The organism is Pseudomonas sp. HMSC057H01, from assembly GCF_001836405.1.
Classification (GTDB): Bacteria; Pseudomonadota; Gammaproteobacteria; order Pseudomonadales; family Pseudomonadaceae; genus Pseudomonas; species Pseudomonas aeruginosa.
Genome location: NZ_KV828508.1, coordinates 1 through 22,483, shown reverse-complemented (window position 1 = coordinate 22,483; position 22,483 = coordinate 1). Strand labels below are relative to the sequence as shown.

The 22,483-nt window shown below is 67.4% G+C and carries 17 protein-coding genes and 1 pseudogene; all 18 read left to right on the top strand.

From position 1 onward, the window contains the following. The first annotated feature begins 55 nt into the window (after positions 1-55). Positions 56-808, top strand: a complete 753-nt coding sequence (hutC, locus tag HMPREF2581_RS22040; RefSeq protein ID WP_003095970.1) for a histidine utilization repressor — start codon at positions 56-58, stop codon at positions 806-808. After that, on the top strand, positions 805-1,395 hold the full coding sequence (locus HMPREF2581_RS22035) for a HutD/Ves family protein (protein WP_003095969.1): 591 nt from the start codon (positions 805-807) through the stop codon (positions 1,393-1,395). Before hutC ends, HMPREF2581_RS22035 begins: the two co-directional genes overlap by 4 nt. 141 nt (positions 1,396-1,536) lie before the next feature. Further along, on the top strand, positions 1,537-2,559 hold the full coding sequence (locus tag HMPREF2581_RS22030) for an ABC transporter substrate-binding protein (protein ID WP_003101766.1): 1,023 nt from the start codon (positions 1,537-1,539) through the stop codon (positions 2,557-2,559). A gap of 15 nt (positions 2,560-2,574) precedes the next feature. Further along, a complete protein-coding gene (locus HMPREF2581_RS22025; protein ID WP_003141830.1) occupies positions 2,575-3,513 on the top strand; it encodes a fatty acid desaturase in 939 nt (312 codons plus the stop codon). An 18-nt stretch (positions 3,514-3,531) separates the two neighbouring features. Continuing rightward, entirely contained in the window at positions 3,532-4,329 is a 798-nt protein-coding gene (locus tag HMPREF2581_RS22020; protein ID WP_003095961.1) for a phosphate/phosphite/phosphonate ABC transporter substrate-binding protein, read from the top strand. Positions 4,330-4,653: 324 nt separating this feature from the next. Next, positions 4,654-6,333 carry a urocanate hydratase gene (gene hutU, locus HMPREF2581_RS22015; protein WP_003095958.1) on the top strand — a complete coding sequence of 560 codons (1,680 nt, stop codon included), beginning with the start codon at positions 4,654-4,656 and terminating at the stop codon, positions 6,331-6,333. 107 nt (positions 6,334-6,440) lie between these two features. Further along, positions 6,441-7,883, top strand: a complete 1,443-nt coding sequence (locus tag HMPREF2581_RS22010) for a purine-cytosine permease family protein (protein ID WP_003095954.1) — start codon at positions 6,441-6,443, stop codon at positions 7,881-7,883. A 96-nt stretch (positions 7,884-7,979) separates the two neighbouring features. Continuing rightward, positions 7,980-9,509 carry a histidine ammonia-lyase gene (gene hutH, locus HMPREF2581_RS22005; RefSeq protein WP_003095952.1) on the top strand — a complete coding sequence of 510 codons (1,530 nt, stop codon included), beginning with the start codon at positions 7,980-7,982 and terminating at the stop codon, positions 9,507-9,509. 62 nt (positions 9,510-9,571) lie between these two features. Next, complete coding sequence (locus HMPREF2581_RS22000) at positions 9,572-10,975, top strand: amino acid permease (RefSeq protein ID WP_003141829.1); 1,404 nt, start codon at positions 9,572-9,574, stop codon at positions 10,973-10,975. A gap of 117 nt (positions 10,976-11,092) precedes the next feature. After that, entirely contained in the window at positions 11,093-12,061 is a 969-nt protein-coding gene (locus HMPREF2581_RS21995) for an ABC transporter substrate-binding protein (RefSeq protein ID WP_003141828.1), read from the top strand. Between the two features lie 24 nt (positions 12,062-12,085). Further along, positions 12,086-12,937, top strand: coding sequence for an ABC transporter permease (locus HMPREF2581_RS21990; RefSeq protein ID WP_003095946.1), 852 nt, complete (start codon positions 12,086-12,088; stop codon positions 12,935-12,937). Continuing rightward, positions 12,934-13,764, top strand: a complete 831-nt coding sequence (locus tag HMPREF2581_RS21985) for a quaternary amine ABC transporter ATP-binding protein (protein ID WP_003135837.1) — start codon at positions 12,934-12,936, stop codon at positions 13,762-13,764. The genes HMPREF2581_RS21990 and HMPREF2581_RS21985 overlap by 4 nt, the downstream gene beginning before the upstream one ends. After that, on the top strand, positions 13,761-15,293 hold the full coding sequence (hutH, locus tag HMPREF2581_RS21980) for an HAL/PAL/TAL family ammonia-lyase (RefSeq protein ID WP_003101754.1): 1,533 nt from the start codon (positions 13,761-13,763) through the stop codon (positions 15,291-15,293). The genes HMPREF2581_RS21985 and hutH (HMPREF2581_RS21980) overlap by 4 nt, the downstream gene beginning before the upstream one ends. After that, positions 15,290-16,498 (top strand): imidazolonepropionase, encoded by a 1,209-nt coding sequence (gene hutI / locus HMPREF2581_RS21975; protein WP_003141827.1) that lies wholly within the window; start codon positions 15,290-15,292, stop codon positions 16,496-16,498. Before hutH (HMPREF2581_RS21980) ends, hutI begins: the two co-directional genes overlap by 4 nt. Then, positions 16,491-17,291, top strand: a complete 801-nt coding sequence (gene hutG / locus HMPREF2581_RS21970) for an N-formylglutamate deformylase (RefSeq protein ID WP_003117997.1) — start codon at positions 16,491-16,493, stop codon at positions 17,289-17,291. Before hutI ends, hutG begins: the two co-directional genes overlap by 8 nt. 269 nt (positions 17,292-17,560) lie before the next feature. After that, positions 17,561-19,933, top strand: a complete 2,373-nt coding sequence (locus HMPREF2581_RS21965) for a type VI secretion system Vgr family protein (protein WP_003141826.1) — start codon at positions 17,561-17,563, stop codon at positions 19,931-19,933. Further along, positions 19,930-22,167: a type VI secrection system-dependent phospholipase D effector PldB gene (gene pldB / locus HMPREF2581_RS21960; protein ID WP_003141825.1), complete on the top strand. Its 2,238-nt coding sequence runs from the start codon at positions 19,930-19,932 to the stop codon at positions 22,165-22,167. Before HMPREF2581_RS21965 ends, pldB begins: the two co-directional genes overlap by 4 nt. 3 nt (positions 22,168-22,170) lie before the next feature. Continuing rightward, positions 22,171-22,483: pseudogene (locus HMPREF2581_RS21955) on the top strand (sel1 repeat family protein); the annotation flags it as partial.

Sequence of the window (22,483 nt, the reverse complement as noted above, 5' to 3'; positions counted from 1 at the left end):
ACGATTAAGCGGTGCGTAAACTCACTTCATCGACGCCTCGACAAGGAGTCTCTCCGTGACGTCCTCTTCTTCCGATCGTTCCCCGCTGGCCTCGCAACTCGGCGAGGTACCGGCGCCGCTCTACGCGCGGGTCAAGCAGATGATCGTCAGCCAGATCCAGTCGGGCGCCTGGCCGCCGCACCACCGGGTGCCCTCCGAGAGCGAACTGGTCAGCCAGCTCGGCTTCAGTCGCATGACCATCAATCGCGCCCTGCGCGAACTGACCAGCGACGGCCTGCTGGTGCGCATGCAGGGGGTCGGTACCTTCGTCGCCGAGCCCAAGGGCCAGTCGGCACTGTTCGAGGTGCACAATATCGCCGACGAGATCGCGGCCCGCGGGCATCGCCATCGTTGCCAGGTGATCACCCTCGGTGAGGAGGTCGCCGGCCCCGAGCGCGCCCTGGCACTGGACGTGCGCGAAGGCCAGCGGGTGTTCCACTCGCTGATCGTGCACTACGAGAACGATATCCCGGTGCAGATCGAGGACCGCTACGTGAACGCCGCGGTGGCGCCGGACTACCTCAAGCAGGATTTCACCCGGCAAACGCCCTATGCCTACCTGACCCAGGTGGCGCCGCTCACCGAGGGCGAGCATGTGGTCGAGGCGATCCTCGCCGAGCCGGCCGAGTGCAAGCTGTTGCAGATCGAACGCGGCGAGCCGTGCCTGCTGATCCGCCGCCGCACCTGGTCCGGGCGTGTCGCGGTGACCGCCGCGCGGCTGCTGCACCCGGGTTCCCGCCACCGTCTGGAAGGACGCTTCAGCTCATGAGCGAATTCCGCATCCTGCGCGCCGTCGACTACCCGAGAATGCCGTGGAAGAACGGCGCCGGCTCCACCGAGGAGATCGCCCGCGACGGCGGCGACGGCCTGGACGGCTTCGGCTGGCGCCTGTCGATCGCCGATGTCGGCGAGTCCGGCGGCTTCTCCCGCTTCGCCGGTTACCAGCGGATCATCAGCGTGCTGGAGGGCGGCGGCATGCGCCTGCGGGTGGATGGCGCGGAATCCGCGCCGCTACGCGCGCGGCAGGCCTTCGCCTTTTCCGGCGACAGCGAGGTGCACTGCACCCTGCTCGATGGAGCTATCCGCGACTTCAACCTGATCTATGCGCCCCGGCGCCATCGCGCGCGCCTGCAATGGCTGCGGGTCGAGGGCGAGCTGGACTGGCACGGCACGGCGAGCACGCTGCTGCTGTTCGCCCAGCAGGGCGGGGTAGCGATTTCCTTGCAAGGGCAACCTCGCGGGCAACTGGCTGCCCACGACTGCCTGTGCGCCGAGGGACTGCAGGGCTTGCAGCATTGGCGCCTGACGGCACACGAGCCGGCGTGGGTCTGTGCGGTGGAACTCGATTCGCTGTGATTCGCCGGCGCCGCCAGGAAAAAGCGTCTACACCGAAAGGGTAGGCGCTTTTGTCTATCAAAAGAACCAAACGTTATTAATCCAATATTTTTAATGCCTATATAGTTCCGCATGCCGTCCGACTCCAACCGGGAGACCCGCATGCCCCCGCTTCGCCAGATCCTCGCCGTCCTCGCCCTGGGCGCCAGCCTCGCCAGCCAGACCGCCGTCGCGGCGGAATGCCCGTACCCGGGCAAAGTGGTGTTCGCCGGGCTGAACTGGGAAAGCGGCATGTTCACCACCGACCTGTTGCGCTACGTACTGGAAAAAGGCTACGGCTGCGAGACCGACGCGCTGCCGGGCAATACCGTGACCATGGAAAACGCCCTGCGCCAGAACGATATCCAGGTCACCGGGGAGCAATGGGCCGGGCGTAGCCCGGTGTGGCGCGCGGCGGAGGAGGCGGGCGAGGTGTTCTCCGTCGGCGAGACGGTGAAGGGCGCCACCGAGGGCTGGTGGGTGCCGGAGTACCTGGTCAAGGGCGACCCGCAACGAGGCATCGAGGCGAAGGCGCCGGAGTTGAGGTCGGTCGCCGACCTGCCGCGCTACAAGGCGCTGTTCCGCGATCCCGAGGAGCCCGCCAAGGGGCGTTTCTACAACTGCCCGACCGGTTGGACCTGCGAGATCGTCAACAGCCAGAAGCTCAAGGCCTACAGGTTGCAGGACAGCTACACGAACTTCCGCACCGGCACCGGCCCGGCGCTGGATGCGGCGATCAGTGCGGCCTTCCGGCGCGGTGAGCCGGTGCTTTTCTACTATTGGTCGCCGACTCCGTTGATGGGCCGTTTCAAGCTGGTGCAACTGGAAGAGCCGCCGTTCAGCGAGAAGGCCTGGGCCACCCTGTCCGATCCGAAGAACCCCGACCCCATCGGTTCCCGCTCGTTGCCGGCGAAGATCACCATTGGCGTTTCCCGCGATTTCCATGACAAGGCGCCGGCGTTGGTCGAGCTGTTCCGCAAGGTCGAGATCCCCTTGCCGCTGTTCAACGAGCTGCTCGCCGACATGGCGCAGAATCATCGCGAGGTCGGCGAGGTGCGTGCGCAGTTCCTTCGCCAGCATCGCGAAATCTGGAGCCACTGGGTGCCAGCCGAAGTCGCCGCGCGCCTCGATACCTCCCTGAAGTAAGCCTCGCCAGCCTTCATGGCGCACTACCTGAGCGGGCGTCAGCGCACCCTGGTGCGGCGGCTCCAGGATACCTTCCAGGCGCGCAGCGAATGGCCGACCTGGCTGCTGATCGCCTGCCTGTACGGCGGTTGGGCACTGCTCGCCAGCCAGTATCGGCATTGGGGCTGGCCGGTGCTGGCGGGGCTGGTGCCGTTCGCCTCCCTCTACATGTCGTTGCAGCATGAGCTGATCCATGGCCACCCGACCCGCTGGCCGAGGTTCAACGCCGTGCTCGGCTACCTGCCGCTGGCCGTCTGGTATCCCTATCCGCTGTACCGTGACAGCCACTTGCGGCACCACCGCGACGAGCAACTGACCTACCCGGGGCTGGACCCCGAGAGTCGCTACGTCAGTCTGTCCGAATGGCCGCGCCTGGGCTCCTGGCGGCGGCGCTGGCTCTGCCTGGACAAGACCCTGCTCGGTCGCGCCACCCTCGGCCCGCTGCTGGCCCTGGCGGCGATGGCGCGCCTGGAGGGTTCGCGGTTGCGCCAGGGAGAGGGCGCCGCCTGGCGCCTGTGGGGCCTGCATGCCGTGCTGCTGGGCGGGTTGCTGGCCGGGCTTTGGCGCTGGGCGGGTATCCCGCCCTGGCTATACCTGCCGGCGGTGGCCTATCCGGCCCTCGGCCTGAGCATGCTGCGCTCTTTCTACGAGCACCGTCCGGCCCGCGAGCCGGCGCAGCGCAGCGTGCTGGTCGAGGCGGGGTGGCCGTGGCGGCTGCTGTTCCTCAACAACAACCTGCATCTGGTCCACCACGATCTGCCGGGCCTGCCCTGGTACCTGCTGCCGCGCGTGTATAACGCAAGCCGCCGTGCCTACCGGCGACGCAGTGGCGATTTCCACCTGCCCGGCTATGGTCGTCTATGGCGGCGCCACGGTTGGCGGCCGGTGGATGCGCCGGTGCATCCCGAGCATTGAAGGCAGGCGGACGAGAGCATGATCGATACCCCGGTGGTGGCGGCGCTGGACATGTATGTCGAGCCGGACTGCGTCAGGCAGGCCGGCGCAACCTTCATCGGCGAGGTCTGCCGGCGCCTGGGCGTGCGCCGTTACGCGCCGGCCGCCGCCGATCTGGCGGTGCAGTGGCGACAGCCTAACCTGCTGTTCGCGCAGACCTGCGGCTATCCGCTGATGACCCAGTTGCGCGGCCAGGTGGCGGTGCTCGCGGTGCCCAGCTACGACTTGCCCGATTGCGCTCCCGGCGAGCATTGCAGTCTGTTCGTCGCCGCCGAAGGACAGGCGCGCCAGCGCCTCGGCGACTTCCGCAATACCCGCCTGGCGCTCAACGACCGCGACTCCAACAGCGGCATGAACCTGCTGCGCCATGCGCTGGCGCCGCTGGGGCGAGACTCGGCGTTCTTCGCCGAAGTGCGCATCAGCGGCGGCCACCTGCGCAGCCTGGCGATGGTGGCCGCGGGTGAGGTCGAGCTGACCTCGGTGGATGCAGTGACCTTCGGCTACCTGCAACGCCACGCACCGGAGCGCCTGGCCGGCCTGCGCGTGCTCGGGCGCAGCGCGCCGAGCCCGGCCTTGCCGCTGATCACCTCGCTGCACTGGAGTGCGGCGCAACGCCGCGAGCTGTTCGAAGCGCTGAACCTGACGCTGATCGAGTGCCCGCACCTGGCCGCGACACTGGCGCTGAAAAGCTTCCTCCCGGCCGGCGAGGAGCATTACCGGATTCTCCTCGACTACGAGCGTCAGGCGCAGGGCTGGGGTTACCCGCAATTGCGCTGAACGGTGTTACCGAAGGCCCCAAACCGGTGCGCGCACGCTTCGAACACGTGCATCCAGGGCCGTTCCGGCAGGTTCCTTTTCCGGAGAAGAGGCCACCTTCGCTAATTCTTAACTCCAGAAAAATCAGTGGGTTGAATGAGATTCACGGGGGTGTGCAGATATCGCCGGAGGGCGTGACGGCAGAATTGGCCCTTCCTTTGCTTATACTTGTATGTACAAGCATAGATGTGTTCGGTAGACCCAGCCCGACCTCTGCTTCGTCCCCGAATTCAGGCGCACCCTCGCGGGGCGCCGCCCGTTGAACGCCACGCCCAGGAGCCTGCCGTGACCACCCCGAGCAAATTCCGCGATATTGAAATCCGCGCCCCGCGCGGCACTACGCTGACCGCCAAGAGCTGGCTGACCGAAGCGCCGCTGCGCATGCTGATGAACAACCTCGACCCGGAGGTCGCGGAGAACCCCAGGGAACTGGTGGTTTACGGCGGCATCGGCCGTGCCGCGCGCAACTGGGAGTGCTACGACAGGATCGTCGAGACCCTCAAGCAACTGAACGACGACGAGACCCTGCTGGTACAGTCCGGCAAGCCGGTTGGCGTGTTCAAGACCCACGCCAACGCGCCGCGGGTGCTGATCGCCAACTCCAACCTGGTGCCGCACTGGGCGACCTGGGAACACTTCAACGAACTGGACGCCAAGGGCCTGGCGATGTACGGCCAGATGACCGCCGGTTCGTGGATCTACATCGGCAGCCAGGGCATCGTCCAGGGCACCTACGAAACCTTCGTCGAGGCTGGCCGCCAGCATTACGACGGCAACCTCAAGGGCCGCTGGGTGCTTACCGCCGGCCTTGGCGGCATGGGCGGCGCCCAGCCGCTGGCGGCGACCCTGGCCGGCGCCTGTTCGCTGAACATCGAGTGCCAGCAGAGCCGCATCGACTTCCGCCTGCGCAGTCGCTACGTCGACGAGCAGGCCAAGGACCTGGACGACGCCCTGGCGCGGATCCAGCGCTACACCGCCGAAGGCAAGGCCATCTCCATCGCCCTGCTGGGCAATGCCGCCGAGATCCTTCCGGAACTGGTTCGCCGCGGCGTACGCCCGGACATGGTCACCGACCAGACCAGCGCCCACGATCCGCTCAACGGCTACCTGCCGGCCGGCTGGAGCTGGGAAGAGTACCGCGACCGCGCGCAGACCGACCCGGCCGCCGTGGTCAAGGCCGCCAAGCAGTCCATGGCGGTACACGTGCGGGCCATGCTGGCGTTCCAGCAGCAGGGCGTGCCGACCTTCGACTATGGCAACAACATCCGCCAGATGGCCAAGGAAGAGGGGGTGGCCAATGCCTTCGATTTCCCCGGCTTCGTCCCGGCCTACATCCGCCCGCTGTTCTGTCGCGGCATCGGTCCGTTCCGCTGGGCCGCGCTGTCGGGCGACCCGCAGGACATCTACAAGACCGACGCCAAGGTCAAGCAACTGATCCCCGACGATGCCCACCTGCACCGTTGGCTGGACATGGCCCGCGAGCGCATCAGCTTCCAGGGCCTGCCGGCGCGCATCTGCTGGGTTGGCCTGGGGCTGCGCGCCAAGCTCGGCCTGGCCTTCAACGAGATGGTGCGCAGCGGCGAGCTGTCCGCACCGATCGTCATCGGCCGCGACCACCTCGACTCCGGCTCGGTGGCCAGCCCCAACCGCGAGACCGAGGCCATGCAGGACGGCTCCGACGCGGTGTCCGACTGGCCGCTGCTGAATGCCCTGCTGAATACCGCCAGCGGCGCCACCTGGGTCTCGCTGCACCACGGCGGCGGCGTGGGCATGGGCTTCTCCCAGCACTCCGGGATGGTGATCGTCTGCGACGGTAGCGACGAGGCCGCCGAACGCATCGCCCGCGTGCTGACCAACGACCCGGGAACCGGGGTGATGCGGCACGCCGACGCCGGCTACCAGGTCGCCATCGATTGCGCGAAGGAGCAGGGCCTGAACCTGCCGATGATCACCGCCCAGCGCTGACCTCGGAAACCGCCTCCACGCCGGCGGGGCGTGGGGGCGGCCGCCCACTGTCCCGACCAGGCCACAACAAGAATGGCGGCGCGCGAGCCGCAGCGGAGTACAGCAGCATGACCCAGGGCAGCGACAGCAAGCCACTGATCGAACGGCGCTCGATCGACTACATCCCGGCGAACGAGCGTCACGGTCGCCTCTACAGCCAGTTCACCCTCTGGCTGGGGGCTAATCTACAAATCACCGCCATCGTCACCGGCGCCCTCGCCGTGGTCCTCGGCGGCGACGTGTTCTGGTCGCTGGTCGGCCTGCTCATCGGCCAGCTCCTCGGCGGTGCGGTGATGGCCCTGCACGCCGCGCAGGGGCCGCGCCTGGGGCTGCCGCAGATGATTTCCAGCCGGGTGCAGTTCGGCGTCTACGGCGCCTGCATCCCGATCGCCCTGGTGTGCCTGATGTACCTGGGCTTCACCGCCACCGGCACGGTGCTTTCCGGCCAGGCCATCGGCCAGCTCACCGGGCTCAGCGACAGCGCCGGGATCTTCATCTTCGCCGCCTTCATCGTCCTGGTGACGGTGCTCGGCTATCGCGTCATCCACATCATCGGGCGGATCGCCAGCGTCCTCGGCATCATCGCCTTCGTCTACCTGTTCAGCCGCCTGATGCTGCTCAGCGACATCGGCGATCTGCTCGCCATCCGCCACTTCAGCTGGGCCTCGTTCCTCCTCGCGGTGTCCCTGGCGGCGTCCTGGCAGATCGCCTTCGGCCCCTACGTGGCCGACTATTCACGCTACCTGCCGGCGTCCACCTCGTCGTGGAAGACCTTCCTCGCCGTCGGCCTCGGCTCGGTGCTCGGCGCCCAGGCCTCGATGGTCCTCGGGGTGTTCTCCGCAGCCCTGGCCAACGGCCAGTTCGCCGGCCGCGAGGTGGCCTACATCGTCGGCCTGGGCAGCAGCGGGACCGTCGCCGCGCTGCTCTACTTCAGCATCGCCTTCGGCAAGGTGACCATTTCCACGCTGAACTCCTACGGAAGCTTCATGTGCATCGCGACCATCATCAGCAGCGTACGCGGTCAACTGGAGATCACCCGCGTGCAACGCCTGTTCTTCGTCCTCGCGATCGTCGGCGCCTCGACGCTCATCGCGCTGCTCGGCCAGCACTCGTTCCTCGCTGCGTTCAAGTCCTTCATCCTGTTCCTGCTGACCTTCTTCACCCCGTGGAGCGCGGTGAACCTGGTCGACTACTACTTCATCACCCGCGAGCGCTATGACGTGCCCGCGCTGGCCGACCCCGACGGCCGCTACGGTCGCTGGAACCTGCCGGGAATCGCCGTCTATACCCTCGGCGTGCTGGTGCAGATGCCGTTCCTGGCGACCACGCTGTACACCGGACCGATGGTCGAGCACCTCGGCGGCGTGGATATCTCCTGGATCATCGGCTTGCTGGTGCCGGCGGTCCTCTACTACCTGGTGGCGCGGCGCAAGGCCACGCGCCAGGCCCCGGCGCGAATGATCCTGCCGGCCGATCCCGGCGCCTTCGAACGTCCCGCGCACGGGGCCTGAGACGAATTTCCAGGGCGGCGCGGCCGCCTTCAATCCCATGAAACGCCGCCGGCGGACGGCGCTGCCGAGCCCGCCGAACCGAACAAGGAGCCTTCGATGAGCCTGCATCTGAAACCCGGCCAGCTGACCCTGGCCGACCTGCGCCAAGCCTACCTGGCCCCCGTGCGCCTGAGCCTGGATCCCAGCGCCGACGCGCCGGTCGCCGCCAGCGTCGCCTGTGTCGAGAACATCATCGCCGAGGGCCGCACCGCCTACGGCATCAATACCGGTTTCGGCCTGCTGGCCTCGACGCGGATCTCCCCGGCCGACCTGGAGAAGCTCCAGCGCTCCATCGTCCTGTCCCATGCCGCCGGCGTCGGCGAGGCGCTGGACGACGCCATGGTGCGGCTGGTCATGCTGCTCAAGGTGAACAGCCTGGCTCGCGGGTTCTCCGGCATCCGCCGCAAGGTGATCGACGCGCTGATCGCGCTGATCAACGCCGAGGTCTATCCGCACATCCCGCTGAAAGGCTCGGTGGGCGCCTCCGGCGACCTGGCGCCGCTGGCGCACATGTCGCTGGTGCTGATCGGCGAAAGCCGGGCGCGCCATCGCGGTGAGTGGCTGCCGGCCGCCGAGGCGCTGGCGGTGGCCGGGCTGGAGCCGCTGACCCTGGCGGCGAAGGAAGGCCTGGCCCTGCTCAATGGTACCCAGGTGTCCACCGCCTACGCGCTGCGCGGGTTGTTCGAGGCCGAGGACCTGTTCGCCGCCGCCACCGTCTGCGGCGGGCTCAGCGTCGAGGCCATGCTCGGTTCGCGGGCGCCGTTCGATGCGCGCATCCACGCCGCGCGCGGCCAGCGTGGGCAGATCGACGTGGCCGCGGCCTATCGCGACCTGCTCACCGCCAGCAGCGAGGTGGCGCGTTCCCATGAGAAGTGCGACAAGGTCCAGGACCCCTATTCGCTGCGTTGCCAGCCGCAGGTGATGGGCGCCTGCCTGACCCAGATGCGCCAGGCCGCCGAGGTGCTGGAGATCGAAGCCAACGCGGTGTCCGACAACCCGCTGGTATTCGCCGCCGAGGGCGACGTGATCTCCGGCGGCAACTTCCACGCCGAACCGGTGGCGATGGCCGCCGACAACCTGGCCCTGGCGTTGGCCGAGATCGGTTCGCTGTCGGAACGGCGCATCTCGCTGATGATGGACATGCACATGTCGCAGTTGCCGCCGTTCCTGGTGGCCAACGGCGGGGTCAACTCCGGCTTCATGATCGCCCAGGTCACCGCCGCCGCGCTGGCCAGCGACAACAAGGCCCTGGCCCATCCGGCCAGCGTCGACAGCCTGCCGACCTCGGCCAACCAGGAAGACCACGTGTCGATGGCGCCGAACGCCGGCAAACGGCTCTGGGCGATGGCCGAGAACGTCCGCGGGATTCTCGCCGTGGAATGGCTGGGCGCCTGCCAGGGCCTGGACTTCCGTGAGGGCCTGAAGAGTTCGCCGAAGCTGGAGCAGGCTCGCCGCCTGCTGCGCGACAAGGTGCCGTACTACCAGGAGGATCGCTTCTTCGCCCCTGACATCGAGGCCGCCAGCCAGTTGCTCGCCAGCGGTTGCCTGAACGCGCTGCTGCCGGCCCGGCTGTTGCCGAGCCTTTGATACCCGCCCCCGGCCGCTCGGCCGGGGCGCTCCAGCAAGAACAACAACAGGAGAGCCGAGGGATGACGCACGACACGGGGCTTCGGCGCGGGCTGAACGCCCGTCATATTCGTTTCATGGCACTGGGGTCGGCGATCGGCACCGGCCTGTTCTACGGTTCCGCATCGGCCATCCAGATGGCCGGGCCGGCGGTGCTGCTGGCCTACCTGGTCGCCGGCGCGGCGGTGTACATGGTGATGCGCGCGCTCGGCGAGATGGCGGTGCACGAGCCGGTGTCCGGCTCGTTCGGCCATTACGCCAGCAGCTATCTCGGCCCCCTGGCCGGGTTCGTCACCGGCTGGACCTACGCTTTCGAGATGATCATCGTCTGCCTCGCCGATGTCACCGCGTTCGGCATCTACATGGGGTTCTGGTTTCCCGACGTGCCGCGCTGGATCTGGGTACTGTCCATCGTGCTGTTCATCGGCGGGCTGAACCTCTGCCATGTCAAGGTCTTCGGCGAGCTGGAGTTCTGGCTGTCGCTGGTCAAGGTCGGCGCCATCGTCGCGATGATCCTCGCCGGGCTCGGCATCATGTTCTTCGGCTTCAGCCTGGACGGCGCGGCGACGTCCGCCACCGGCGTGCACAACCTGTGGCAGCACGGTGGCTTCCTGCCCAACGGCTGGGCCGGGCTGGTCGCCTCGCTGTCGGTGGTGGTGTTCGCCTTCGGCGGCATCGAGATCATCGGCATCACCGCCGGCGAGGCGCAGGACCCGCAGCGGGTGATCCCGCGGGCGATCAATGCGGTGCCGCTGCGCATCCTGCTGTTCTACGTGCTGACCCTGTTCGTGCTGATGGCGATCTTCCCCTGGCAGCAGATCGGCAGCAACGGCAGTCCCTTCGTGCAGATCTTCGACGGCCTGGGGATCGAGTCGGCCGCGGCGATCCTCAATGTCGTGGTGATCACCGCGGCGATCTCGGCGATCAACAGCGACATCTTCGGCGCCGGTCGCATGCTCTACGGCATGGCCCGCCAGGGCCAGGCGCCGGTCGGCTTCTCGCGGGTGTCGCGGCACGGCGTGCCGTGGATGACCGTGCTGCTGATGGCGGTGGCCCTGCTGCTCGGCGTGGCGCTGAACTACCTGATCCCGCAGAGCGTATTCCTGCTGATTGCTTCCATCGCCACCTTCGCCACCGTGTGGGTCTGGCTGATGATCCTCCTGGCCCAGGTCGGCATGCGCCGGCGCATGGGGCCGCGCCAGGTCGCCGCGCTGAAGTTCCCGGTGCCGCTGTGGCCATTCGCGCCGGCGGCGGCGATCGTCTTCATGTTGTTCATCTTCGTGGTGCTCGGCTATTTCCCGGACACCCGCCCGGCCCTGTGGGTCGGGGCTATCTGGATCGCCGTGCTGGTGATCGCCTACCGGCGCTGGGTCAGGCCGAAGGGCGATGCCGCGCATGGCGTGCTTCAGGCCCAGGGAGGGCTGTGACGGAACCGACGGCGGCCTGAGCCGCCGGCCAATAACAACGATCGAGGCCGTTCCCCCGGGCGCGGCCCGCAGGTTTTCCAACTGCCTTTCCCAATCGTGCATCTGGAGCGTCGAACCATGCGATACAAGAAGTCGATGTTGAGTGTTCTCTGTGCCCTCGGCCTGCTCGCCGCCGCGGCGGGCGCCCAGGCGGAAGGCTGGTGCGAGTCCGGCAAGGCGGTGAAATTCGCCGGGCTGAACTGGGAGAGCGGGACGCTGCTCACCGAGCTGATGCAGTTCGTCCTGGCCAAGGGCTACGGCTGTACCACCGACAGCCTGCCGGGCAACTCGATCACCATGGAGCAGGCGCTGAGCACCAATGACATCCAGGTCTTCGCCGAGGAGTGGATCGGCCGCAGCGACGCCTGGAACAAGGCCGCCGCGGCCGGCAAGGTGGTCGGCGTCGGCGAACCCATCGTCGGCGCGGTGGAGGGCTGGTACGTGCCGCGCTACGTGATCGAGGGCGACCCGCAGCGCAAGCTCGAGGCGAAGGCGCCGAAGCTGCGCTCTATCGCCGACCTGGCGCAGTACGCCGAGGTCTTCCGCGACCCGGAAGAACCGGGCAAGGGGCGCTTCTACAATTGCCCGGCCGGCTGGACCTGCGAGCTGGAGAACAGCGAGATGCTGAAAAGCTACGGCCTGGAGGAGACGTTCACCAATTTCCGTCCGGGCACCGGCCCGGCACTGGACGCGGCGGTGCTGTCGAGCTATCGGCGCGGCGAGCCTATCCTGTTCTACTACTGGTCGCCGACGCCGCTGATGGGCCGTGCCGACCTGGTGCGCCTGGAGGAAAGGCCCGGCGTCGACAAGCGCATCAGGATCCAGGTCGGCCTGTCGCGGACCTTCCACGACCAGGCGCCGGAGCTGGTGGCGGTGCTGGAGAAGGTCAACCTGCCGGCGGAGCTGCTGAACAGCGACCTGGCGCGGATGGCCAAGGACAGGATCGATGCAGCGCGCCTGGCGCGCGAGTTCCTCAAGGAGCACCCCGAGGTCTGGCACGCCTGGGTCGACGAGGACACGGCGAAGAAGATCGAAGCGGCACTCTGAACCCACGACCGACGAGAGCAGACCATGTTTCCCGAACGCCTGACATTTTCCATCGCCGACTGGGTCAACGCTTGGGTCGACGCCCTGGTGACCAACTACGGCGACCTGTTCCGCAAGATCTCCGACACCCTGCTGTGGGCTATCGTCAACCTCGAAGGGCTGCTCCGCGCCACGCCCTGGTGGCTATTGCTGGCGATCGTCGCGGCGATCGCCTGGCACGCCACCCGGCGCCTGCTGCCGACCCTGGTGATCACCGGCCTGCTGTTCCTGGTCGGCGCCGTCGGCCTCTGGGACAAGCTGATGCAGACCCTCGCGCTGATGCTGGTGGCGACCTTCATCTCGGTGCTGATCGGCATCCCCCTGGGCATCCTCGCCGCGCGCAGCAACCGCCTGCGCGCGGTACTGATGCCGCTGCTGGACATCATGCAGACCATGCCCAGCTTCGTGTACCTGATCCCGGTGCTGATGCTGTTCGGCCTGGGCAAGGTGCCGGCGATCTTCGCCACCGTGATCTATGCCGCGCCGCCGCTGATCCGCCTCACCGACCTGGGCATCCGCCAGGTCGACAGCGAGGTGATGGAGGCGGTCAACGCCTTCGGCGCCAACCGCTGGCAGCAGCTGTTCGGCGTGCAGTTGCCGCTGGCCCTGCCGAGCATCATGGCGGGGATCAACCAGACCACCATGATGGCCCTGTCGATGGTGGTGATCGCTTCGATGATCGGCGCCCGCGGCCTCGGCGAAGACGTACTGGTGGGCATCCAGACGCTGAACGTGGGCAAGGGCCTGGAAGCCGGCCTGGCGATCGTCATCCTCGCGGTGGTGATCGACCGCATCACCCAGGCCTACGGCCGTTCCCGGCACGAGACGAGCAAATGAGCGGTGCGCAGATGAACAAGATCGAAGTGAAGAACGTGTTCAAGATCTTCGGCCCGCGCGCCGATGCCGCGCTGGCGCTGATCCGCCAGGGACGCAGCAAGGCCGAAGTGCTGGCGCAGACCGGCTGCGTGGTCGGCGTCAACGACCTGTCGCTGACCATCGGTGCTGGCGAGATCTTCGTGATCATGGGCCTGTCGGGTTCCGGCAAGTCGACCCTGGTGCGCCATTTCAACCGCCTGATCGACCCCACCAGCGGCGAGATACTGGTGGATGGCGAGGACATCCTGCGCTACGACATGGAAGCCCTCCGGCAATTCCGCCGGCGCAAGATCAGCATGGTGTTCCAGAGTTTCGGCCTGCTGCCGCACAAGAGCGTGCTCGACAATGTCGCCTACGGCCTGAAGGTTCGCGGCGAAAGCCGGGCGCAGTGTCACGAGCGGGCCCTGCACTGGATCGCCACGGTGGGCCTGAAGGGCTACGAGAAGTCCTATCCGCACCAGCTTTCCGGCGGCATGCGCCAGCGCGTCGGCCTGGCCCGCGCGCTGGCCGCCGACACCGAGATCATTCTCATGGACGAGGCCTTCAGCGCCCTCGACCCGTTGATCCGCGCGGACATGCAGGACCAGTTGCTGGAACTGCAGAAAACCCTGCACAAGACCATCGTCTTCATCACCCACGACCTCGACGAGGCGGTACGCATCGGCAACCGCATCGCGATCCTCAAGGACGGCCAACTGATCCAGGTCGGCACACCACGGGAAATCCTCCACCAGCCGGCCGACGACTACGTCGACCGCTTCGTCCAGCGGCGGGTGGCGAACCTATGAGCGACCTACCGAGCGTCGTGTTCGGCGACGGTCCGCTGCGTTGGCAGGAACTGGTCGCGGTGGCCCGGCACGGTGCGCGCCTGGAACTGTCGGCGGCGGCCTGGGCACGGATCGACAACGCCCGCGCCATCGTCTGCCGTATCGTCGCCAATGGCGAGCGTGCCTACGGCATCAGTACCGGCCTCGGCGCGCTGTGCGACGTCCTGCTGGAAGGCGAGCAGCTCGCCGAGCTGTCGCGCAACACCTTGCTCAGCCATGCCTGCGGGGTCGGCGAGCCGCTGCGCGACGAACAGACCCGGGCGATCATCTGTGCCGCCGTCGCCAACTACAGCCAGGGTAAGTCCGGGCTCGACCGTTCGCTGGTGGAAGGGCTGCTGGCGCTGCTCAACCACGGGATTACCCCGCAGGTGCCGGCCCAGGGCTCGGTGGGCTACCTGACCCACATGGCGCACGTCGGCATCGCCCTGCTCGGCATCGGCGAGGTCAGCTACCGCGGCAGCGTCGTGCCGGCCGCCGCCGCGTTGGCGGCGGAAGGCCTGGCGACGGTGCGCCTGGGAGCCAAGGACGGGCTCTGCCTGGTCAACGGCACGCCGTGCATGACCGGCCTCGCCTGCCTGGCCCTGGACGACGCGCAGCGCCTGGCGCAGTGGGCCGACGTGATCGGGGCGATGAGCTTCGAGGCCCTGCGCGGCCAACTGGCGGCGTTCGACGCCGAGATCGTTGCGCTCAAGCCGCATCCCGGGATGCAGCGGGTCGCCGCCAATCTGCGGGCCTTGCTGGCTGGCAGCCAGGTGCTGGAGAACGCCCGCGGCATCCGCACCCAGGATGCCCTGAGCATCCGCTCGATACCGCAGATCCATGGCGCCTGCCGTGACCAGTTGGCCCACGCGGCGCGGCAGATAGAGACCGAACTCAACTCGGCCACCGACAACCCGCTGCTGCTGGGTACGCCGGAGGCCTACCGGGTGGTATCCCAGGCCAATCCCCACGGCGAATCGGTGGCGATGGCCGCCGACCTGCTGGCGATCGCCGTGGCCGAGCTGGGCGGGGTCGCCGAGCGGCGCCTGGATCGCCTGGTCAACCCGCTGGTCAGCGGCCTGCCGGCGTTCCTGGTGGGCAAGCCGGGAGTCAACTCGGGGATGATGATCACCCAGTACGTCGCCGCCTCCCTGGCCGGCGAGAATCGCCAGCTGGCGCAGCCGGCGGTGGTCGACAACTTCGTCACCTCGGCGCTCCAGGAGGACCACCTGAGCCTCGGCACCAGTGCCGCGCTCAAGCTTGGCAGGGCCCTGGAGAACCTCCGGCGGATCCTCGCCATCGAGTACCTGCTGGCCGCCCAGGCCTTCGAATTCCTCGCCCCGCAACGCTTCGGCCAGGGCACCGCGGCGGCCTGGGGCATCCTGCGCGAGCGCGTGCCCGCGTACGACACCGACCGCTGGCTGGCTCCTGACATCGCCAGCGCGGCGGCCATCCTCGGCGAGCGGAAGAGTCTCGCCCGGCTGGCCGCGAGCATAGGAGACCTGCAATGAAACGACTCTGGCAGCATTGCCATGCCGCCACCCTCAAGGGCGGCAAGTACTCGATTGTCGAGGACGCCGCCCTGGTCACCGACGGTCCGCTGATCCACTGGATCGGCCCGCGCGCCGAACTGCCGCCCGACGACTACGCCGAACGCATCGACCTCGATGGCGCCTGGCTGACCCCGGGGTTGATCGACTGCCACACCCACGCGGTGTTCGGCGGCAACCGCAGCGGCGAATTCGAGCAGCGCCTGGAGGGCGTCAGCTACGCCGAGATCGCCGCCGCCGGCGGCGGTATCGCCAGCACCGTACGCGCCACCCGCGAGGCCAGCGAGGAAGAATTGCTGGCCAGCGCGCGCAAGCGCCTGGACCCCTTGCTGCGCGACGGCGTGACGGCGCTGGAGATCAAGTCCGGCTACGGCCTCGACCTGGCCAGCGAACGCAAGATGCTACGAGTCATCCGCCGCCTCGGCGAACGCCTGCCGGCGACCGTGCGCAGCACCTGCCTGGCCGCCCATGCGCTACCGCCGGAATACGCCGGGCGCGCCGACGACTACATCGAGCATATCTGCTCGACGATGCTCCCCGCGCTGGCCGGAGAGGGACTGGTGGACGCGGTGGACGCCTTCTGCGAGCACCTGGCGTTTTCCCCGGCGCAGGTCGAGCGGGTATTCATCGCCGCCCGCGAGCTGGGCCTGCCGGTGAAGCTGCACGCCGAGCAGCTATCCTCGCTGCACGGTTCCAGCCTGGCGGCGCGCTACCGGGCTTTGTCGGCCGACCATCTGGAGTACATGACCGAGGACGACGCCCGGTCCATGGGCGAGGCGGGCACCGTCGCGGTGCTGCTGCCGGGCGCCTTCTACCTGTTGCGCGAGACCCAGCTGCCGCCGATCGATGCCCTGCGCCGGCACGGCGTGGCCATGGCCATTGCCAGCGATCTCAATCCCGGCACCTCGCCAGCGCTGTCGTTGCGCCTGATGCTGAACATGGCCTGTACCCTGTTCCGCCTGACCCCGGAGGAGGCGCTGGCCGGCGTCACCCTGCACGCCGCCCGGGCGCTGGGGCTGGAAGCCCGCCACGGCAGCCTGGAGGTTGGCAAGCTGGCCGACTTCGTCGCCTGGGACATCGAGCGTCCGGCGGAGCTGGCCTACTGGCTGGGCGGCGATCTGCCGAAACGCGTCATTCGCCACGCCGAGGAGGTATACCGTGGATGAAGTCCTGAGTTTCAAGCGCGGCCGCGTGCCGCTACTGATCAGCATGCCGCACCCCGGCACGCGCCTGACCCCGGCGGTGGACGCCGGCCTGGTGGAGGAGGCGCGGGCGCTGACCGATACCGACTGGCACATTCCCCGGCTCTACGATTTCGCCGAGGAACTGGGCGCCAGCACCCTGGCTGCCCACTATTCGCGCTATGTAGTCGATCTCAACCGCCCTTCCGACGACAAGCCGCTGTACAGCACCGCCACTACCGGCCTGTATCCGGACACCCTGTTCGACGGCCGGCCGCTCTACCGCGAAGGCATGGCGCCGTCCGCCGAGGAACGCATGCGCTACCTGGCCGAAGTGTGGACGCCCTACCACCGGACCATCGCCGAGGAACTGGCGCGGCTGAAGGCCGAGTTCGGCTACGCGCTGCTCTGGGACGCCCACTCGATCCGTTCCCACGTGCCGCACCTGTTCGACGGCCGACTGCCCGACTTCAATCTCGGCACCAACGCCGGCGCCAGTTGCGATCCAGCGCTGGCGGCCCGCCTGGAGGCGGTCTGCGCTGCCGCCGAAGGCTACAGCCATGTGCTCAACGGGCGCTTCAAGGGCGGCCACATCACCCGCCACTACGGCCAGCCGGAGCAGCACGTCCATGCCGTCCAGCTGGAGCTGGCGCAGTGCACCTACATGGACGAGCAGGCCCCGTTCGCTTACCGCGCGGACCTCGCCGAAGCGACCCGCGCGGTCATCCGCGAACTGCTGGAAAGCCTCCTCGCCTGGGGGCACGAGCGCTACGCCTGAGGCGCTCGAGGCGGCGGACGCCTGGCCCGTCCTGGCGGACGTGAATGCCGCGGATGGGGTGGGGCGTCCGTGTCGGCATTCTGGAAATTTTCTGTTACAAATTTATTGAGGTCAGCGTTGATGCGGCCGGGAGGCCGAGTGCGCAAAGAGTTGCACAACTGTTCTCCTCTATCCTCTCGGCCAGCATTTCCATCGCGCGGGCGCAGGCGCGTCGCGCCCGGAACCGAATACGCCAGGAACGCACGGCTGCGTTTCCAAGAGGACAGTGAATGTTCGCCCCCGCCAACCAGACGCACTTCAGCCTTCGCATCGAAAACCTCCGGCACGACTTCCAGGTACTCGCCTTCCGCGGTCGCGAAGCCATCAGCCAGCCCTTTCGCTTCGACCTGGAGCTGGTCAGCGAGCGATCCGACCTGGACCTCGACGCGCTGCTGCACCAGCCGGCCTTCCTGATCCTCTCGCCGAGCGGGCAAGGGGTCCACGGACAGCTCACCAGCATCGCCCAGGGGGACTCCGGCAAGCGCCTGACCGGCTATCGCGCGACCCTGGAGCCGCGCCTGGCCTACCTGGGGCTGTGCAGCGACCAACGCATCTTCCAGCGCCTCAGCGTGCCGGAAATCATCGGCCGGGTGCTGGAGGGCCACGGCATTCTCGCCGACGCCTACCGCTTCCAGCTGGGCCCGACGCCGTACCCGGCCCGCGAATACTGCACGCAGTACGACGAAACCGACCTGGCGTTCCTCAGCAGGCTCTGCGAGGAGGAAGGCATCCATTACCACCATGAGTTTTCTGCCCAGGGCCATATGCTGGTCTTCGGCGACGACCAGACCTCCTTTCCGCGGCTGCAACGCCCCGTCGCCTACGTGCAGGACGCCGGGCTGGTCGCCGACCAGCCGGTGGTCAAGCGCTTCGGCGTGCGCTTCGACACCCGTGCCAGCCGGGTTACCCGGCGCGACTACGACTTCGAGCAACCCGCGTTGCAGATGCAGGCCGCCCATGGCCCGCAGCCCGGGGCGCAGCAACCGGACCTGGAGGACTACGACTATCCCGGCCGCTTCACCCACCGCGAGCGCGGCAAGCACCTGAGCCGGCGCGCGCTGGAACGGCATCGCGCCGACTACCTACAGGCCAGGGGCGAAAGCGACGAACCGGCGCTGCTCAGCGGACACTTCCTGACGCTGTCCGCGCATCCCTGCGGCGAATGGAACGATCTCTGGCTGCTTACTGAGGTTCTCCACGAAGGGCGGCAGCCGCAGGTACTGGAAGAGTCGATCGACAGCGACGTCGCGCAGGGCCGGGGCGATTTCCGCCAGGGCTATCGCAACCGTTTCGTCGCCACTCCCTGGAGCGCGCATTTCCGCCCCCCGCTGGAGCATCCCAGGCCACGCGTGCTGGGCTGCCAGACAGCGGTCGTGACCGGCCCCGCCGGCGAGACCATCCACTGCGACCAATACGGCCGGGTCAAGGTGCAGTTCTTCTGGGATCGCCTCGGCCAGGCCGACGACAACACCAGTTGCTGGTTGCGCGTCGCCTCCAACTGGGCGGGCAAACGCTATGGCGGCGTCGCCATCCCGCGGGTGGGCATGGAAGTCCTGGTGGGTTTCCTGGAGGGCGATCCGGATCAGCCGCTGGTCACCGGCTGCCTCTACCACAGCGAAAACCGGGTGCCCTACGAACTGCCGCAGAACAAGACCCGCAGCGTTTTCAAGACCGACAGCTACCCCGGCGGCGGCGGTTTCAACGAACTGCGCATCGAGGACCGCAAGGGCCAGGAACAGATCTTCGTCCACGCCCAGCGCGACTGGGACGAGAACATCGAGCACGACCAGAAGATCCGCGTCGGCCATGAGCGCCACGACACGGTCGAGGGCGATAGCTACAGCGAGTTCAGGGCCGAGGAACAGCGCACGGTCCACGCCGACCGCAAGGTCGAACTGAAGGCGGCCGACCACCTCAGCGTCGCCGACGCGTTGCACCTGAGGATCGGCACCGGCCAGTTCGTCGAGGCGGGCGACGAGATCCATTTCAAGGCCGGCGACAAGGTAGTGATCGAGGCAGGCATGGAGCTGACCCTAAAGGGCGGTGGCAGCTTCGCCAGGCTCGACCCGGGCGGTGTCACCCTTGACGGCGCCCAGGTGATGATCAACAGCGGCGGCAGCCCCGGCATCGGTAGCGGCGTTCGCGCGCTGTCGCCGCTGCAACCGCTCGCGGCCGACGCCGCGGCGGCGGGAGGCGCCTTGTTGGGAGCCATCGCCCAGAAGATCGGCGAAGCGCCGCAGAAACTCCTGCGTTTCGAACTCAGTCCGTTGCCCGGCGTGGCATCGGCGGCCAGGCAACCGTATCGGCTCTACGCCAACGGTGCCCTCAAGGAGGAGGGCATCGCCGACGAAGGCGGCGCAATCAGCTTCGAACCGCTTCCGGGCGAACGCACCTATCGTATCGAGACGGCCAATGGCCACGCCTACGAAGTGGAGATGGTCGACCGGCCGGACGCACTGCAGGTCGACGATCGGCTCGCCCAACAGGGGTTCCGCGACTACCGGGCGGAAATGCCCCAGCACAAGCCGCGTTCCGCCCCGGACGCCTACCGGCGCGACGCCTCGCGGCCCGGCGCCGCCGACAAGGATGACCCCACGCCATGAGCGACCTGTACAAACCGCAGACCCTCAAGCTGTACGCGCAACAGGCCGGCAGCGTCCGGCTGACCCTCGACTGGTTCGCCAACAAGGCTTTCTACCCGCCGCGCGCGGGTGTGCACATCAAGCCGCTGATCAATGGCCAGGCGGCCTTCGACGCGGTGCATGCGGCGATGGAAGCGGCCCGGCACAGCATCGACATCATCACCTGGGGCTTCGACCCGGCCATGCGTTTCAAACGCCCCGACGGACCGCGAATCGGCGAATTGCTGCAGACGAAGGGCCGCGAAGGGGTGCAGGCGCGGGTGCTGGTCTGGAGCAACCAGCTCGCCAGGCTCAAGGAAAACACCATCCCCGGGGCCGGCGTCGGCGGTTCCGGCGGCACCTGGGCGGGCTCGGGCGTCGCCAGCGGCAGCGCAGTGGACAACGAGGTGCTGCGGCTGGAGCAGCGGCGCCAGCATAACCTCAACCTCATCGCGCGGCAGCAGGAAGCCCTGGAACGCTCGGAACGGCTGCACCGCGAAGGCAGGCTGCCGAGCTTCGACCCGCGGGGCGCCGCCCACGCGCGGGCGCGCATCGCCGAGCTGGAGGCGGAGAACGCCGAGATCCAGCGCACTCTCGACAGCAGCGAGGCCCAGGGCTACGGCGGCAAGCGCGGTTCCGGCGGCACCCGCCAGGATCCCTGGGGGCAGATATTCACCCGCGACTGGTTCAAGGCGGTACGCGGCGGTGGGTTGCAGAACGTCGAGTTCCGTACCCGCGACTTCGAGCAGACGGCCAGGCCGGTGATGAACGGCGAGCAAGTGCGCCTCGTCAACGGGCGGCTGCAAAGCCTGATCCACCTGTTGCGCGCCGATGGCAACGACGACCTGGGCATCGGCCAGTTGCTGGTACTCACCCAGTTCGCCAGCCATCACCAGAAGATGGTCCTGGTCGACTATGGCAGCCCGCAGGCCATCGGCTTCGTCATGGGTCACAACATGCACCGCAACTACTGGGACACCAGCGCCCACCTGTTCGACGACCGCGCCGCCGGTCGCGATCCCGGGTTCGGGCCCTGGCAGGATATCTCCATGCAGGTCCAGGGACCGGTGCTGGCCGACCTCAGCCGCAACTTCAGCGAGGCCTGGGACCTCGAGACGCCGTGGTACAAGCGCTGGTTCTCGACGCCATCGCTGACCGCCGAGCGCGACGCCTTGCCGCTGCCGAAGATCGCCACGCCCGCCAGCAACAGCGTCGCGCAGATTTGCCGGACCCAGCCGCAGGACGACGAGCGCTCGATCCTGGAGCACTATCTCAAGGCCCTGGGCAATGCCACCGACTACGTCTACATGGAAAACCAGTACTTCCGTTATGCCGGCTTCGCCGAGCGCCTGCGGAAGACTGCGCAGGTGCGCAAGGCCCGGGGCGTGCCCGGCGACCTGTACCTGTTCGTCGTGACCAACACCCCCGACTCCAGCGACGCCTCGAAGACCACCTACGACATGATGAAAGGCCTGGGCCAGGAGCAACTGATGCCGCAGGTACAGCGCGACCTGGCGCATGACTTGCGGGAAAAGCGGGAGCAGTTGAAGCAGGTCAGGGAAAACCTACATCCCGATCCCTATGTCCGGCGCGGCCAGGAAAACAACATCGAACGGCTGGAGCGCAAGATCGAGGCGCTCGAAGAGAAAGGTGTGACGCCGGAAGTCGAGCAACGCCTCGGCGATCTCGGCGCGCAGGAGATTCCCGGACTGGCGAAGAACACCGGCGAGGACGACAAGCCCTATCAACTCGCCGAAGCACCCGGCCTCAAGGTGGTCGTCGCCACCCTGGCCACCAGCGACCCCGCCCCCGGCAGCCCGCCGCCAGCGCGCCTGTCCGCCGAAGCCGAGGCCGCCCTCGGGGCACCACCGTTGAAGGCACGCTACAAGCACATCTACGTGCACTCCAAGCTGCTGCTGGTGGACGACCTCTATACCCTGCTCAGCTCGGCCAATATCAATGTCCGCAGCATGCATGGCGACAGCGAGTTGGGGATTGCCCAGCCCAATCCGGATTTGGCGAGGGCGATGCGGGAGGAGTTGTGGGGGGCGCATGTTGGGAGGTTGGCCGAAACGACCGAAAAAAACTTCGAATTGTGGAATCAGAAGATGGATGATAACTGGAAGGCCCAGGTGGCAGATGAGCCTTTTACTTCGCACTTGCTGCGCTTCTGGGATGTCACTACACCCTATAGTCAAAATCTTACGGTGGACTGAGCGATGCGAATCTCTATTGGTCTATTCATTTTCCTGTTGAGTTTCGGAGTTCCCGCTATGGCCGACAGTAAGCCGTTCATCTGCGTTAATGAGAAAGACCATTTGCCACCTCTCGATCCCCAGGCCGATGCCTGGTATCGGGAAGCAGTTGCGCTAGCTAAGCCTGACGCCTTGCGTCCTTGGGGACGTATTGTGGACTTATACAGTAAGGCAGTTGAGCGTGGGCATTGGAAGGCGATGCATAATTTGGCGAATCTTTATCGCACAGGGTGGCCCGGAGGGGTAGAAAAAGATACGCAGAAGGCATTGGATCTCT

Coding starts and splice junctions, on each gene's coding strand:
- HMPREF2581_RS22035 (WP_003095969.1), top strand. CDS start 805: ATGAGCGAATTCCGCATCCTGCGCGCCGTCGACTACCCGAGAATGCCG.
- HMPREF2581_RS22030 (WP_003101766.1), top strand. CDS start 1,537: ATGCCCCCGCTTCGCCAGATCCTCGCCGTCCTCGCCCTGGGCGCCAGC.
- HMPREF2581_RS22025 (WP_003141830.1), top strand. CDS start 2,575: ATGGCGCACTACCTGAGCGGGCGTCAGCGCACCCTGGTGCGGCGGCTC.
- HMPREF2581_RS22020 (WP_003095961.1), top strand. CDS start 3,532: ATGATCGATACCCCGGTGGTGGCGGCGCTGGACATGTATGTCGAGCCG.
- HMPREF2581_RS22010 (WP_003095954.1), top strand. CDS start 6,441: ATGACCCAGGGCAGCGACAGCAAGCCACTGATCGAACGGCGCTCGATC.
- hutH (WP_003095952.1), top strand. CDS start 7,980: ATGAGCCTGCATCTGAAACCCGGCCAGCTGACCCTGGCCGACCTGCGC.
- HMPREF2581_RS22000 (WP_003141829.1), top strand. CDS start 9,572: ATGACGCACGACACGGGGCTTCGGCGCGGGCTGAACGCCCGTCATATT.
- HMPREF2581_RS21995 (WP_003141828.1), top strand. CDS start 11,093: ATGCGATACAAGAAGTCGATGTTGAGTGTTCTCTGTGCCCTCGGCCTG.
- HMPREF2581_RS21990 (WP_003095946.1), top strand. CDS start 12,086: ATGTTTCCCGAACGCCTGACATTTTCCATCGCCGACTGGGTCAACGCT.
- HMPREF2581_RS21985 (WP_003135837.1), top strand. CDS start 12,934: ATGAGCGGTGCGCAGATGAACAAGATCGAAGTGAAGAACGTGTTCAAG.
- hutH (WP_003101754.1), top strand. CDS start 13,761: ATGAGCGACCTACCGAGCGTCGTGTTCGGCGACGGTCCGCTGCGTTGG.
- hutI (WP_003141827.1), top strand. CDS start 15,290: ATGAAACGACTCTGGCAGCATTGCCATGCCGCCACCCTCAAGGGCGGC.
- HMPREF2581_RS21965 (WP_003141826.1), top strand. CDS start 17,561: ATGTTCGCCCCCGCCAACCAGACGCACTTCAGCCTTCGCATCGAAAAC.
- pldB (WP_003141825.1), top strand. CDS start 19,930: ATGAGCGACCTGTACAAACCGCAGACCCTCAAGCTGTACGCGCAACAG.